Raw genomic sequence first — 14556 nt, 5'->3', positions numbered from 1 at the left:
CGACGTGCGGGCGGCCGGAGCGCCGTCCGCGCCGAAGTAGGCTGTCGTCCCATGTGCGGAATCGTCGGGTACGTCGGACATCGTCGAGCGCTACCGGTGGTGGTGGAGGCATTGCGCCGGATGGAGTACCGCGGATACGACTCGGCCGGCATCGCCGTCCTGGACGGGTCCGGGGGTATGGCCGTCGAGCGCAAGGCCGGGAAACTGGCCAACCTCGAGGCCGAACTGGACGAACTCGGGCGGGACACCTTCGTCGGCACCAGCGGGATCGGCCACACCCGGTGGGCCACCCACGGACGGCCCACCGATCGCAACGCCCACCCGCACCGCGACCGCGCCGACCGCGTCGCCGTCGTGCACAACGGCATCATCGAGAACTTCGCGCCGCTGCGCGCCGAGCTCGAGAACGCAGGCGTCGAGTTCGAGTCGGACACCGACACCGAGGTGGCCGTCCATCTGGTCGCCGCCGCCTACGACGAGGGCGCCACGGCCGGAGACTTCGTCCAGAGCGCCCTCGCGGTGCTGCAGCGCCTCGAAGGCGCCTTCACGCTCGTGTTCACCCACGTCGATCACCCCGACACCATCGTCGCGGCCCGTCGCTCCACCCCGTTGGTCGTCGGCGTCGGCGAGGGCGAGATGTTCGTCGGGTCCGATGTCGCCGCCTTCATCGAGCACACGCGCGACGCGGTCGAGCTCGGGCAGGACCAAGTCGTGGTGATCACCGCCGACGGCTACGACGTCATGAACTTCGACGGGTCCGAGGCCGAGGGGCGTCCGTTCCGCATCGACTGGGACCTCGCCGCCGCCGAGAAGGGCGGTCACGACTACTTCATGTTGAAGGAGATCCAAGAGCAGCCCGCGGCGGTCGCGGACACCCTCCTCGGACACTTCACCGACGGTCGCATCGTCCTCGACGAGCAGCGACTGTCGGATCAGGAGCTGCGCGACGTCGACAAGGTGTTCGTCGTCGCGTGCGGCAGCGCGTACCACTCGGGGCTGCTGGCGAAATACGCGATCGAACACTGGACCCGCCTCCCCGTGGAGGTGGAGCTGGCCAGCGAGTTCCGTTACCGCGACCCCGTTCTCGACCGCTCGACACTCGTGGTGGCCATCTCCCAGTCGGGCGAGACCGCCGACACGCTGGAGGCGGTCCGGCACGCGAAGGAGCAGAAGGCCCGAGTCCTGGCCGTCTGCAACACCAACGGTTCCCAGATCCCGCGCGAGGCCGACGCGGTGCTCTACACGCGGGCGGGACCGGAGATCGGTGTCGCGTCGACCAAGGCGTTCCTCGCCCAGGTGACGGCCAACTACCTGGTCGGTCTTGCGTTGGCGCAGGCTCGCGGTACCAAGTACCCGGACGAGGTCGCACGGGAGTACGCGGATCTCGAGGCCATGCCGGAGCTGGTGAGGAAGGTGCTCGAGACGGTCGAGCCCGTTCGCGCCCTGGCTCGCGAGTTGGCGTCGTCACCGACGGTGCTGTTCCTGGGTCGCCACGTCGGTTACCCGGTCGCCCTCGAAGGTGCGCTCAAGCTCAAGGAGCTCGCGTACATGCACGCCGAGGGTTTCGCCGCCGGCGAGCTCAAGCACGGTCCGATCGCCCTCATCGAGGACGACCTGCCCGTGATCATCGTGATGCCGTCGCCGAAGGGCCGAGCGGTGCTGCACTCGAAGATGCTCAGCAACATCCGTGAGATCCAGGCGCGCGGCGCCCGGACCGTCGTGATCGCCGAGGAGGGCGACGAGACGGTGCGGCCGTTCGCCGATCACCTCATCGAGATCCCGGCCGCGCCGTCACTGCTGCAGCCGCTGTTGTCGACGGTGCCGCTGCAGGTGTTCGCCGCCGAGGTCGCGCAGGCGCGCGGCTACGACGTGGACAAGCCGCGCAACCTCGCGAAGTCGGTCACCGTCGAGTGATCAGCTCTCTCGGACGATGACGGTGCCCGTCATGTTCGGGTGCACCGAGCAGAAGTACGGGTACGTGCCGGGGTCGTCGAACGTCTGACTGAACTGACCCGACGAGATCATCGGGCTGTGCAGCAGACGGGACGCCGCGTCGATGCCGATCACGTTGTGCGCGACACCGGTGTCGTCGAAGAACCACGTGACGGTGTCGCCGGGCGAGACGGTGACGCTGGCGGGGGAGTAGGCCATCGCGGCGACCGTGACGACGTTCGGCCCGGTCGGACGTTCGGCGGTGGGGGCGTCCTCGGTGCACGATGTGAGCGACAGTGCCAGTGCGGCAGTGACTCCGATCGTCGCCGCGAGTGTTGTCAGGCGAGCCATGATTCCCACGGTAGACCTGCCGTGCATCGTGGCCTGTCGGCGCTACCGTGGGACGCATGCGCCACTTCCACACCGCCGACGAGGTGCGAGCGGCGGAAGCCCCGCTGCTGGCCCGACTGCCCGAGTACGCGGCGATGCGCCGCGCGGCCCACGGACTGGCGACGGTCGTCGCTCGTGAACTCCGGGCCCGCACCGGCGGGGTGGTCGGCAGACGGGTGCTCGTTCTCGCCGGATCCGGGGACAACGGCGGCGACGCGCTGTTCGCCGGCGCCGAACTACGCCGGCGCGGCGTTGCCGTGGAGGCACTGCTGCTCCGCCCCGATCGCGCCCACCCCGCCGCACTGGCGGCGTTCCGGGCCGCCACGGGACGTGTGGTGACGCTGGCCGGCGACCCCGATCTGGTGATCGACGGCATCGTCGGCCTGTCCGCGCGGGGATCGCTCCGACCGGACGCGGCCGCGATCGTCGACGGACTCACCGCCCCCGTCGTGGCTGCGGACCTGCCGTCGGGTGTCGACCCGGACACGGGCGACGTCGACGGTCCCGCCGTCCGTGCCGCCGTGACGGTGGCGTTCGGCGCCTACAAGCCGGTGCACGTGCTCGCGAGCGCGTGGTGCGGCGAGCTGCACCTGATCGACATCGGCCTCGTTCCGGCCGCCGCGACGATCACGTCTCCCGACGACGTCGAGGTGGGCCGCGCGTGGCCGGTACCCGGACCCGCGGACGACAAGTACTCCCAGGGCGTCACCGGCATCATGGCGGGCAGCGAGAAGTATCCCGGCGCGGGCGTGCTGTGCACGGGCGCTGCGGTGGCGGCGACGTCCGGCATGGTCCGCTACGTCGGGCAGGGCGGCGCCGAGGTGGTGCACCACTACCCGGAGGTGGTCACCGCCCGTTCGGTCGACGAGGCGGGACGTGTACAGGCCTGGGTGGTAGGGCCCGGCTTCGGCACCGACGACGATGCGGCCGACCGGCTGCGCTCCGTCCTGGAGTCCGACGTCCCGGTCCTCGTCGACGCCGACGGACTGACCGTGCTGTCGCGGCGACCCGAGCTGGTGCGCGGACGGTCGTCGGCGACCGTGCTGACACCGCACGCGGGAGAGTTCGAGCGACTCACCGGGTCCGCGCCCGGACCCGATCGCGTCCGGTCCGTCCGCGCCCTCGCGGCCGACTGGAACGTGACTGTGCTGCTCAAGGGGCGAGCGACGGTGATCGCGGATCCCGACGGCACCGTCTCCGTCGACGACGCGGGGTCGTCCTGGTCCTCGACGGCCGGGTCCGGCGACGTGCTGTCCGGCATGATCGGAGCGCTCCTCGCGGCGGGCGTACCGGCCCGCACCGCCGCCGTGATGGGCGCTCGTGCGCACTCGCGGGCGGCCGCGCTCGCCGCCACCGATCGAGGTCGGCGAACCGCTGCTCCCATCTCCGCCTCACCGCTGCTCTGCGCCGTTCCGGACGCGGTCGGCGACCTCCGCGCACAGGCCTGACACCCGCCACCGCACGTCGGTGCGGGGTGTCGATGGCAGAATGACGCCGGTGAACAGCGCGCAGGAGGTGCCGACGAGTCCGGTCGCACCGGCTCCGACTTCTCGCCCGCAGGCCGAGGCGCTGATCGATCTGGACGCCGTCGCGCACAACACCCGCATCCTGATCGAGCACGCCGGCGATGCTGCGGTGATGGCCGTCGTCAAGGCGGACGGCTACAACCACGGCGGAGTGGAGGTCGCTCGGGCGGCGCTCGCGGCCGGTGCTCGCGAACTCGGTGTCGCCACGGCTGCGGAGGCGCTCGGACTGCGCACCGCGGGTCTCACGGCGCCGGTGCTGTGCTGGTTGCACGCCCCCGGCACCGACTTCACGGGACTGATCGACTCGGACGTCGAGATCGGCGTGTCCTCGCCCCGTCAGATAGCGGAGGTGGGCGACGCCGCACGCCGTGTCGGCCGTCCCGCCGTGGTGTCCCTCAAGGTCGACACCGGCATGAATCGCAACGGGGTGGGTGCGGACGAGTTCGACGCGGCCGTCGACGCCCTGGTCGCGGAGCAGCGTGGTGGCGCGCTGCGCGTGCGCGGCCTGTTCTCCCACCTGGTCGATGCGGACGTACCCGGCGATCCGATCAACGACCGGCAGAAGGAGCGCTTCGACGCCGCCGCAGACGCGATGGCCCGAGCGGGCGTGGCACCCGAGGTACGGCACATCGCCAATTCCGCCGGTGCCCTGACCCGCCCCGACCTGGCCTACGACATGGTCCGACCGGGCATCGCGCTGTACGGCCTGTCCCCGGCACCCGATCTCGGATGGTTCGGACTGCGCCCCGTGATGACGCTGCGCGCCACGGTGATCCTGCTCAAGCGGGTGGCTGCCGGCGACGGCGTCTCCTACGGCCACGAGTGGATCGCTCCCGTCGACACGACGGTGGCGTTGCTGCCCGTGGGCTACGCCGACGGCATCACGCGTGCGCTGAAGAACCGATACGAGGTGTCGATCCATGGCGTGCGGTATCCGGCGGTGGGCCGGGTGTGCATGGACCAGATCGTCGTCGACCTCGGACCCGGCCGTCCCGACGTCGCCGAGGGGGACACCGCGTACCTCTTCGGACCGGGCGACCACGGGGAGCCCACGGCCCAGGACTGGGCGGAGACGCTCGACACGATCAACTACGAGGTGGTGACCGGTATCCGCGGTCGAGTACGACGGACGTTCGCCGGAGGGGTCTCGTGATCAGCGCCCGTCTCGCCGGAATGGCCGGGGGCGCAGCGAGTATCGCGGCCGTGGCCGCCGTGGCCGGCATCACGGCGGTGCGGCGCCGGGTGGGCCCGCCGGTGCCCGACGCCGGTCGGCGCGAGGACTTCGAGTCGATGGAGTTCGATCGCGGGTGCGTCGTCGCGAGCGGAGACGGAGTGCCGCTGGCGGTGCGCGAGGTCGGTCCACTCGAGGCGCCGCTGACCGTGGTGTTCGTGCACGGGTACTGCCTGCGCATGGAGTGCTGGCACTACCAGCGCCGCGAGCTCGCCCGCCGGTGGGGCGACGACGTGCGGATGGTGTTCTACGACCAGCGCGGTCACGGCCGATCCGGTGACGTCTCGCCGGACGAGTGCGACATCGCCCGCCTCGGCATCGATCTCGCCGACGTGATCCGGGCCGTCGCACCGCGTGGACCGCTGGTGCTGGTGGGCCACTCGATGGGCGGCATGTCGGTGCTCGCGGCCACTCGCCAGTTCCCCGACGCGGTGGCCGAGCGGGTCGTCGGAGTCGCGCTGATGTCCACCACCGCAGCGGGTCTCGCGCGTACCGGTCTCGGACGGAACCTCCAGAATCCGGCCGTCGACGCGTTCCGGCTCGCGGTGCGGACCGCTCCGGGTGCGGTCCAGTTCGGCCGCGGTGTCGTGCGCGGGGTCATCGCCCCGGTGCTGCGCGCGGCGTCGTTCGGCACCGCGGTCAGTCCCGCCCTCGAGGCGTTCGCCGAGCAGATGATCCACGACACCTCGGTGGTGACGATGGTCAACTTTCTCCAGGCGCTCGAGCTGCACGACGAACTGGAGGCGCTGCCCGTCATCGCGGACACGGCGACCCTGGTGCTGTGCGGCGACGACGACTGGGTCATCCCGTTCGACAAGTCGGAGCAGCTGGCCGACGCGCTCCCGCACGCCGAAATGGTCCGGGTCCGCCGCGCCGGTCACCTGGTGCAGCTCGAGTTCCCCGACGAGGTGAACGACGCCCTGGACCGTCTGGTACAGCGTGCACGCGACGGACGGGTCCGCGCCGAACCGACGAGGCGAACCGTTGGCTGACGCGGTGCCGGTCGAGGGGGAGGCCGTCCTCTCGACGGCCGAGGACACCGAGCTCCTGGGCGAGCGCCTCGCCGCGGAGCTCGAAGCGGGCGACGTCGTGGTGCTCGACGGACCCCTCGGCGCAGGTAAGACGACGCTGACGAAGGGTCTCGCCCGCGGACTCGGCGTGCTCGGCCGCGTGAGCTCGCCGACGTTCATGATCGCGCGCACCCACCGCGCCGGCGGGGACACCGGCCCCGGGCTCGTGCACGTCGACGCCTACCGGCTGGGGCTCGGAACCGGCGCCTCGGCGATGGACGAGCTCGACGCCCTCGACCTCGACACCGAGCTGGCGGACTCCGTCGTCGTCGTGGAGTGGGGCGAGGGCATCGCGGAGGCCCTCGCCGACCGGCACCTGCTGATCCGGCTGCGGCGCGAGCCGGAGTCCGACGTCCGCACCGCCACGTGGCAGTGGATCGGGTGAGCACGGGTAATCTGGATCCCCGTGCTGATACTCGCCGTGGACACCTCCACTCCCGCCGTGACGGCCGGGGTGGTGCGGCTCGACGACACCGGCCCGCAGCCGCTCGCGACGCGCGTCACCGTCGACGCCCGTAAGCACGCCGAAGTTCTCACCCCACACATCCTCGAGTGCCTCGCCGACGCGGGCATCAGCGCGGACGACCTGTCCGCCGTCGTCGTCGGCACCGGACCGGGGCCGTTCACCGGCCTGCGCGTGGGCATGGCGACGGGAGCCGCCTTCGGTGACGCCCTCGGCATCCCGGTGCACGGTGTCGGCAGTCTCGATGCCATCGCCGCGGCCGTGCCCGGTGATCGCGAGGTCCTCGTCGTCACGGATGCGCGTCGCCGGGAGGTGTACTGGGCACGGTTCCGCGGCGCCGAGCGCGTCGCCGGACCGTTCGTCTCGCCCGCCGCGGACATCGTCGTGGGGGAGTCGACGGTGGTGGCCGGATCGGCACTGCACGTCGATCTGGTGGACCTGCCCGTGGAACCGGTCGAGAGTCCGTCCCCGGAATGCCTCGTCGCCGTGGCCGCGCAGGCGCTGCGCTCCGGCGCGGAGCCGACGTCGTTGGTGCCGCAGTATCTCCGGCGTCCCGACGCGGTCGCGACGGCCGATCGAGCGGCGAAGACCCGCGCATGATCGGCACGGTCGAACCGATGCGCGTCGAGGACGCGGACCGGTGCGCGGAGCTCGAGGCCGTGCTGTTCCCCACCGACGGGCCCTGGCCCGCATCGGCCTTCGTCGAGGAACTGCGCGGCCCGCACGTGCGGTACTTCGTCGTGCGAGAGGACGACGGTCGGGCCGTCGGGTACGCCGGGATCGCGTTGCTGGGCAAGGGCGAGGACACCGAGTCCGAGGTCCACACCATCGGCGTCGATCCCGCCGCGCAGCGTCGCGGTATCGGCAGGGCACTGCTCGACGCGTTGCTGCACGAGGCGGACCTGCACGGCGGTCCGGTGTTCCTCGAGGTGCGCACCGACAACGAGCCGGCCATCGAGTTGTACCGCCGGGCGGGCTTCGACATCGTCGGGACGCGCCGCCGCTACTACCAGCCCAGCGGTGCGGACGCGTACACCATGACCAGGCCCGCCCCGACTACGAGAGGTGGTCACCCGTGATCGTCATGGGGATCGAGAGTTCGTGCGACGAGACCGGTGTCGGCATCGTCCGCTACACCGGAGACGCGTCGGGCACCGGCACGTGCGAGATGCTCGCCGACGAGGTCGCGTCCAGTGTCGACGAGCACGCCCGCTTCGGTGGTGTCGTCCCCGAGATCGCATCGCGCGCACACCTCGAGGCCATCGTGCCCACGATGCGACGAGCGTTGGCGCAGGCGGGCATCCGTCGCCCGGACGCCGTCGCCGTCACCATCGGACCGGGCCTCGCCGGAGCGCTCCTCGTCGGTGTCGCGGCGGCGAAGGCCTACGCGGCCGCGTGGAACGTGCCGTTCTACGCGGTCAACCATCTCGGTGGTCACGTCGCGGTGGACACCCTCGAGCACGGCCCGATGCCGGAGTGTGTCGCGCTGCTGGTCTCGGGCGGACACACGCACCTGCTCGAGGTGTCCTCCCTCGCCGAACCGATCGTCGAACTGGGCAGCACCGTCGACGATGCGGCGGGAGAGGCCTTCGACAAGGTCGCCCGGCTCCTCGGACTCGGGTATCCCGGCGGTCCCGTGCTCGACGCGCTCGCCGCAGAGGGTGATCCGCGCGCCGTCGCGTTTCCTCGCGGCATGACCGGACCACGCGACTCCCGCTACGACTTCTCGTTCTCCGGCCTCAAGACCGCGGTGGCTCGCCACGTCGAGTCGGCGCAGCGCGCCGGCCGTCCGATCGTGGTGGCCGACGTGGCCGCGTCGTTCCAGGAGGCCGTCGCCGATGTCCTGACGATGAAGGCGCTGCGCGCTGTGACCGACCGGGGGATCGGCACCCTCGTCCTGGGCGGCGGTGCCACTGCGAACTCGCGTATCCGATCGCTCGCCGAGGAGCGGTGCGCCGCGGCCGGGGTGACGTTGCGCGTGCCCACTCCGCGTCGATGCACCGACAACGGCGTCATGATCGCCACGCTCGGGGCGCACATCGCTGCATCCGGAGCCGAGCCGTCACCACTGACGGCGGCGACCGATCCGGGCCTGCCCGTCTCGGTCAGCCAGGTCGTCTGACGGCCCGTCAGGCGGGTGGTGCAGTCGACGGTGTGACCGCCGGAGCGGACGTGGTCGGTACGGGAACGAGGCCCTCGGGGAGCACGGACTCCGGCACCACGGCACCGGGCGCGGGCGACACCGGTGTCGATCCGGACTCGGGCGTGCTCTCCGGCGTCGTCACCGGCGGGGTCGGCAGCACACTGGTCAGGTCCGTCCACCACGGCGGGATTCCGGGAACGTCCGGCAGGACGATGACCGGAAGATCGGGAGCCGGGCGGAGCGTCGGGGTGGTGGACGTCGGCGGCGCCACGGTCGTCGTCGCCGTGGCCGACGGTGACGACGAGCGAGTCGGGTAGGGACGCACCTCGGGGGTGTAGGTGTAGTCGGTCGTCGGCCACGGTTCCGCGGCCGTGGGCTCCGGCGCGTCGTCCTCCCAGCCACCGGTCAGAGCGGGCGGCGCCGCCTCGGGTGCCGACGCGCTGGTGGCCGTCTCCTCCGTGGTCGAGTTCGGGAGTTCCGAGGTGGCCACCGTGGTGACGGCCGGCTCGCTCGACGGGGTCAGGGCCTGGACGCCGTACGCGAGCACGACGGCCATGGCCGCGCACGCCGCGGCGAGCAGCCCGACCGTTCGCAGGCCCCCGGCGATCGAGGTGGGCGGCCGGGTGGACGCGGGCAGCACCGAGTGGCCGAGGTCGCGGGCCAGCAGGGCTGCGCCCTTGGCCACGGCGGCATCGGGTTCGGGCGTCGGCACCGCGGGCACGTCGGCGGCGTGGGTGATGGTCTCGACCACGGCGGGCACGTGGGCGCCGCCGCCGACCACGGCGGCCGCCTCGGGGCGTGCGGTCGGGCCGGCCTCGTCGAGCACCTCGAGAACCAGCTCGCGCAGCGCAGCCAACGGTGCGGCGATGGCGACGACCATCTCGGCGCGAGTCACGGTGAGCGTCTCGGCTCCGGGCAGATCCACGGTGACGGACTCGTGGAAGGACAGTTGCTCCTTGGCCGTGCGCAGACGTGCCGCGACCACCGGGCGATCCGAGGTGGTGACCGCGGGCAGCCTCTCGGCGGTCAGGGCGAGGAGGTGCGCGTCGAGGACGGCTCCGCTGACCTCGTCGGTGCGCCGGACCGCGCGCACGGTGCCGTCGACCTGATCGATCACCGTCGTGGTGGTGCCCGAGGCGCCGACGTCGACGAGCAGGACGTGGCCGTACCGCGCCACCTCGCCGGTGTGCCGGAGCCAGCACAGCAGAGCGTCGGTGTCGGTCACCAGATGGTCGTCCGTCACGTGATGACGACGGGTCGCCGACAGAATGGACCGCGACCCGAGGCCGCCGCGATGCGCCACGGCGATACGTCCGCCCGACGTGGCGGGGCGGGTGTCGTCGTCGACGAGGTGGTGGGACGCGAGATCGAGCGAGGTGGCGACCAGGTCACCGATGTCGGAGCGGGCGCCCTCGGCGGTCACGGTGCGGTAGTCGAAGGTCTCGGTACCGTCGGGAGCGGTGGTGAGGACGGCGCAGCACACCACCTCGGATCCTGCCGAGACCCCGATGGTGGGTTCGGGGACCACACTCTCCTGCTGTGTGTCCGACACGTGCATGCACCTCCTCGGGCGGTCGTTCCTACGCTGCCGTTATACGAATGTTACCGAACTCCGCCGGAAATAGTGCACATCCCGCGCTGGTTCCGGCCGCGGAGGGACACCGAACCCCTTCCTGACCAGTGCAATGACGAGACGTCACGAAAGTGAGAAAGGGGCGCGTCACCGTGTCTGCGAGCGTCGAGATCGGCATCACCACCTTCGCCGAGACCTACCCGGAGGAGGGAGTCCAGGAGGTGCGCGGCCACGGTCGACGACTGCGCGAGGTGGTCGAGGAGGCCCAGCTCGCCGACGAGGTGGGACTGGACGTGTACGGCGTCGGTGAGCATCACCGCGAGGACTTCGCCGCGTCCGCGCCCGCCGTCGTGCTCGCGGCGATCGCGGCGCGGACCGAGCGCATCCGTCTGACGCATCAGCGTCGGCACGCTGCCCCACGAGACGGTGCTGCGCTCCATCGAACTTCTGGGCCGCGAGGTCGCGCCTCTGGTCCACGAGGCGATGGCGTCCTCGACGCGACACGAGAATGTGCACTCGTGAAGGTTGAGTGCTGGCACTCGCGTGTATAGAGTGCTAGTCGACGACAGGTTCAGTGACCCGGCACCCGCGACGACGGGCCACCGCAATCGTGCGTCGTGAACCAGAGCAGTACCCAGCAGGACGAACACCAGCACAATCCGTGCCGGGGACCAGCCCCGGACCGACAATCGTGAAAGTGGAGGGCTCATCGTGGCAGGCGTGAACATCAAGCCGCTCGAGGACAAGATCCTCGTCCAGGCCGTCGAGGCCGAGACGACGACCGCCTCCGGCCTGGTCATCCCCGACACCGCCAAGGAGAAGCCCCAGGAGGGCACCGTGGTGGCCGTGGGTGAAGGCCGAGTGACCGACAAGGGAAATCGCATCCCTGTCGACGTCAAAGAGGGTGACACCGTCATCTACAGCAAGTACGGCGGCACCGAGATCAAGTACGCCGGCGAGGAGTACCTGATCCTGTCCGCACGCGACGTGCTGGCAGTCATCTCCAAGTAAGCCCCACGCCCTCCGCCCCGGTGTCCTTGTCTCGAGGACCCGGGGCGGAATGCGTCACGCCGTACTGATGAGGAGTTGGTAGGCCACATGTCCAAGCAAATCGAATTCAACGAGGTCGCACGACGCAGCCTCGAGAGGGGCGTCGACAAGCTCGCCGACGCCGTCAAGGTCACCCTCGGGCCCCGCGGCCGGCACGTGGTGCTGGCCAAGGCCTTCGGTGGTCCCACCGTCACCAACGACGGCGTGTCCATCGCCCGTGAGATCGACCTCGAGGATCCCTTCGAGAACCTCGGCGCACAGCTCGTCAAGAGCGTCGCCACCAAGACCAACGACGTCGCCGGTGACGGTACGACGACGGCGACGGTACTGGCACAGGCCCTGGTCAAGCAGGGGCTCAAGAACGTCGCCGCCGGTGCCAACCCCATCGCGCTCGGCGCCGGCATCACCAAGGCCGTCGAGCACGTGTCCGAGGCACTGCTCGCCGCCGCGGTTCCCGTGCAGGGCGAGAAGTCCATCGCGCAGGTCGCCACCGTGTCGTCCCGCGACGAGGTCATCGGCCAGATGGTCGGCGAGGCGCTCACCCGCGTCGGCGCCGACGGTGTCGTGACGGTCGAGGAGTCGAGCTCGCTCGTCTCCGAACTCGTCATCACCGAGGGCGTGCAGTTCGGCAAGGGCTACCTCTCGCCGTACTTCGTCACCGATCCGGACAGTCAGGAAGCGGTCTTCGAGGACGCGCAGATCCTGCTGTACCGCGAGAAGATCTCGTCCCTTCCCGATTTCCTGCCGCTCCTGGAGAAGATCGCGGAGTCGGGCAAACCGGTTCTCATCATCGCCGAGGACATCGAGGGCGAGGCACTGTCCACGCTCGTCGTGAACTCGATCCGCAAGACGGTCAAGGCCGTCGCGGTGAAGGCGCCGTTCTTCGGAGACCGCCGCAAGGCGTTCCTCGAGGACCTCGCCATCGTCACCGGTGCGACCGTCATCAACTCCGACATCGGCCTCAGCCTCAAGGATGCGGGCCTCGACCTGCTCGGCAGCGCACGCCGCGTCGTCGTCACCAAGGACGAGACCACCATCGTCGAGGGTGCGGGCACCGCGGAGGCCATCGCCGACCGCGTCGGACAGCTCCGTCGCGAGATCGAGGCGACCGAGTCCGACTGGGACCGCGAGAAGCTCGAGGAGCGTCTGGCGAAGCTGGCCGGCGGAGTCGCGGTCATCAAGGTCGGTGCCGCCACCGAGACCGACCTCAAGGAGCGCAAGTTCCGCGTGGAGGACGCCGTCAACGCCGCCAAGGCAGCTGTCGAGGAAGGCATCGTCTCCGGTGGAGGCGCCGCGCTCGTGCACGCCAGCCGCGGCCTGAAGGACCACCTCGGTCTGACGGGCGACGAGGCCATCGGCGTCGAGGCAGTGCGCCTCGCGCTGCGGGCCCCGATGTACTGGATCGCGAGCAACGCCGGTATCGACGGTTCCGTCGTCGTCGGCAAGCTCGTCGACGCGGACGACGGCACCGGCTTCAACGCCGCCACGCTGACGTACGGCGACCTGGTCGCCGACGGCGTCATCGACCCGGTCAAGGTCACTCGCTCGGCCGTGGTGAACGCCGCGTCCGTCGCGAAGATGATCCTCACGACCGAGTCGACCGTCGTCGACAAGCCTGAGGTCGTCGAGGACGAGGGCGGCCACGGTCACGGCCACAACCACTGACCACCCTCTCGACGAGCGAGGCCCCATCGGACACTGTCCGGTGGGGCCTCGCTCGTTCGTGGGGTCAGGAGGCCAGACGGCGACGGTTGCGCCGCGCGAAGACCTCTCGCTCGGTCTCGGACATGCCGCCCCAGATGCCGTACGGCTCGCTCACGGCGAGCGCGTGGCTCCGGCACTGGGCGAGGACGGGGCACGCGCGGCACATCTCCTTGGCCTTCATCTCGCGTTGCGCTCGCGCTCGTCCTCGTTCACCATCGGGATGGAAGAACATCGACGAGTCCTCGCCGCGGCACGATCCGTGCATCTGCCAATCCCAGATATCGGCATTGGGTCCGGGAAGGTGATTGGGCTGGGGCATTGTGTACTCCTAGGACTCTCACGCACGGTCGTGAATTCTTCTGGTGCAGTTCACGATCTGTCGCAACCGTAGAGCCGGGCGAGTTTCACCGTCAACAGTCTCGATCGTGGTGATCTGCATACTCCGAGCAGGCATTAATTAACTCGGACGACACTTTTCTCTGGTGTCGAGCCGGTAGGGGAGTCCTCGTAATGTCCCTGTCACATCGTCGACAAGACACCGACACACTGTGCCCGGAAATGTCGTGACATTTCGTGTGTAAATTCCTGGATAACGCCCGAAGACTATTCTGTTTCCCGTGCAGTCCTCGTGTCCTCCCGTGCCCGGTCCGGACTCCCTGACACGGTGGTCGGAGGCCGTCGACGCCGGGGCCCGCGGGTGGTACGCCGCCTCGCTCACCCGGGCCCGGTCGCTGCGGCGCGACGCCGATCCGGCCGTGCGGTCCCTGAGCGCGAGCCTCGAGGGGTCGCTGCTGCGCCAACTCGGCCGCCACACCGACGCCGCGGTGCGTGACGGCGCGGCGCTCGTCGACAGCGGCTTCTCCCGTGGGACAGGTCCGCGCCGGGCGATCGACGTCGACGCCGCCGTGGACGCCCTCGTCGGTCTCGCCGCCGATGCCATCGGTCCCCGCCGCCTCGCGCGGGCCGACGTCCTCCTCGCCCGGGCGGAGTCGGTGCTCGCCACCCGGCCCGGGCACCAGCGAGTGTCTCTCCGCGTGCTGTGGGTCCGTGCGGAGGTGGCGATGGCGTCGGGTGACGCGCGGCGCGCCCTCGACGCGGCGGAGGCATCCGTTCGGGCGGCACGGGAGTTCCGGTCGCCGCGGCACCTCGTCAAGTCCCGTGTGGTGCACGCCGCGGCCCTGCTGGTGGGGGGTGATCACGCGGGCGCCGCGACGGCAGCGCGCGCGGTGCGCGACGACGCCGTCGCCGCCGACCTGCTCCCGCTCGCGTGGGCCTCCGCCTGCCTGTCCGAAGCGTGCGGTGACCGCGACGCCGGCGCTGTCCGACGGGTGTTCGAGGTTGCGATCCGGTCACGCGGTGGGCAATTCTCGTGACCGAACCGTACGGTTCGGTCGAGCCGCGTCGGGCGGCGACTATCCTTGAGAGGTTCCGCACCGGGCCGTCGGGGACCGGGAGGAAGCGCGCTCGATTCCGG

14 protein-coding genes and 1 pseudogene are annotated in these 14556 nt (G+C 70.7%); 12 read left to right on the top strand and 3 right to left on the bottom strand.

Annotated features, from left to right (window positions below):
* Positions 1-51 precede the first annotated feature (51 nt).
* Positions 52-1914 (top strand): glutamine--fructose-6-phosphate transaminase (isomerizing), encoded by a 1863-nt coding sequence (gene glmS, locus J4E04_RS13740; protein ID WP_490148819.1) that lies wholly within the window; start codon positions 52-54, stop codon positions 1912-1914.
* On the opposite strand, the gene J4E04_RS13735 is transcribed toward glmS, so the two are convergent.
* Entirely contained in the window at positions 1915-2283 is a 369-nt protein-coding gene (locus J4E04_RS13735) for a plastocyanin/azurin family copper-binding protein (RefSeq protein ID WP_490148818.1), read from the bottom strand. It lies immediately after the preceding gene.
* A 56-nt stretch (positions 2284-2339) separates the two neighbouring features.
* On the opposite strand from J4E04_RS13735, the gene J4E04_RS13730 reads away from it, so the two are divergent.
* Genes J4E04_RS13730 through tsaD form a run of 7 tightly spaced genes read left to right on the top strand, consistent with a single transcriptional unit; the run spans position 2340 to position 8734 of the window.
* The gene (locus J4E04_RS13730; RefSeq protein ID WP_056442627.1) at positions 2340-3770 is read left to right on the top strand and encodes a bifunctional ADP-dependent NAD(P)H-hydrate dehydratase/NAD(P)H-hydrate epimerase; all 1431 of its coding nucleotides are present in this window, start codon (positions 2340-2342) and stop codon (positions 3768-3770) included.
* Between the two features lie 40 nt (positions 3771-3810).
* Positions 3811-5001 carry an alanine racemase gene (alr, locus tag J4E04_RS13725; protein WP_056442515.1) on the top strand — a complete coding sequence of 397 codons (1191 nt, stop codon included), beginning with the start codon at positions 3811-3813 and terminating at the stop codon, positions 4999-5001.
* A 20-nt stretch (positions 5002-5021) separates the two neighbouring features.
* Positions 5022-6071 (top strand): alpha/beta fold hydrolase, encoded by a 1050-nt coding sequence (locus J4E04_RS13720; RefSeq protein ID WP_027503799.1) that lies wholly within the window; start codon positions 5022-5024, stop codon positions 6069-6071.
* 4 nt (positions 6072-6075) lie between these two features.
* A complete protein-coding gene (gene tsaE, locus J4E04_RS13715; protein ID WP_027503798.1) occupies positions 6076-6534 on the top strand; it encodes a tRNA (adenosine(37)-N6)-threonylcarbamoyltransferase complex ATPase subunit type 1 TsaE in 459 nt (152 codons plus the stop codon).
* Positions 6535-6555: 21 nt separating this feature from the next.
* On the top strand, positions 6556-7212 hold the full coding sequence (tsaB, locus tag J4E04_RS13710) for a tRNA (adenosine(37)-N6)-threonylcarbamoyltransferase complex dimerization subunit type 1 TsaB (RefSeq protein ID WP_285188593.1): 657 nt from the start codon (positions 6556-6558) through the stop codon (positions 7210-7212).
* The gene (rimI, locus tag J4E04_RS13705) at positions 7209-7691 is read left to right on the top strand and encodes a ribosomal protein S18-alanine N-acetyltransferase (RefSeq protein ID WP_027503796.1); all 483 of its coding nucleotides are present in this window, start codon (positions 7209-7211) and stop codon (positions 7689-7691) included. Before tsaB ends, rimI begins: the two co-directional genes overlap by 4 nt.
* On the top strand, positions 7688-8734 hold the full coding sequence (gene tsaD / locus J4E04_RS13700; protein WP_056442507.1) for a tRNA (adenosine(37)-N6)-threonylcarbamoyltransferase complex transferase subunit TsaD: 1047 nt from the start codon (positions 7688-7690) through the stop codon (positions 8732-8734). The genes rimI and tsaD overlap by 4 nt, the downstream gene beginning before the upstream one ends.
* 7 nt (positions 8735-8741) lie before the next feature.
* On the opposite strand, the gene J4E04_RS13695 is transcribed toward tsaD, so the two are convergent.
* On the bottom strand, positions 8742-10307 hold the full coding sequence (locus tag J4E04_RS13695) for an Hsp70 family protein (protein WP_222627316.1): 1566 nt from the start codon (positions 10305-10307) through the stop codon (positions 8742-8744).
* Positions 10308-10549: 242 nt separating this feature from the next.
* Between J4E04_RS13695 and J4E04_RS13690 the strand changes: the two are divergent.
* The 3 genes and pseudogenes from J4E04_RS13690 to groL form a co-directional block, all read left to right on the top strand.
* Positions 10550-10723 (top strand): annotated as a pseudogene (locus J4E04_RS13690) (LLM class flavin-dependent oxidoreductase); the annotation flags it as partial.
* Positions 10724-11039: 316 nt separating this feature from the next.
* Complete coding sequence (groES, locus tag J4E04_RS13685) at positions 11040-11339, top strand: co-chaperone GroES (RefSeq protein ID WP_027503792.1); 300 nt, start codon at positions 11040-11042, stop codon at positions 11337-11339.
* A gap of 87 nt (positions 11340-11426) precedes the next feature.
* Positions 11427-13043, top strand: a complete 1617-nt coding sequence (gene groL, locus J4E04_RS13680) for a chaperonin GroEL (RefSeq protein ID WP_027503791.1) — start codon at positions 11427-11429, stop codon at positions 13041-13043.
* 64 nt (positions 13044-13107) lie between these two features.
* On the opposite strand, the gene J4E04_RS13675 is transcribed toward groL, so the two are convergent.
* A complete protein-coding gene (locus J4E04_RS13675) occupies positions 13108-13401 on the bottom strand; it encodes a WhiB family transcriptional regulator (protein ID WP_037183820.1) in 294 nt (97 codons plus the stop codon).
* A gap of 298 nt (positions 13402-13699) precedes the next feature.
* Between J4E04_RS13675 and J4E04_RS13670 the strand changes: the two genes are divergently transcribed.
* The gene (locus J4E04_RS13670; RefSeq protein ID WP_490148817.1) at positions 13700-14455 is read left to right on the top strand and encodes a hypothetical protein; all 756 of its coding nucleotides are present in this window, start codon (positions 13700-13702) and stop codon (positions 14453-14455) included.
* The last annotated feature ends 101 nt before the right edge of the window (positions 14456-14556 follow it).

It is taken from the genome of Rhodococcus sp. NFXS4 (genome assembly GCF_058139645.1).
Note: the sequence above shows the minus strand (reverse complement) of the source record. Positions and strands in the feature narration are given on the sequence as shown.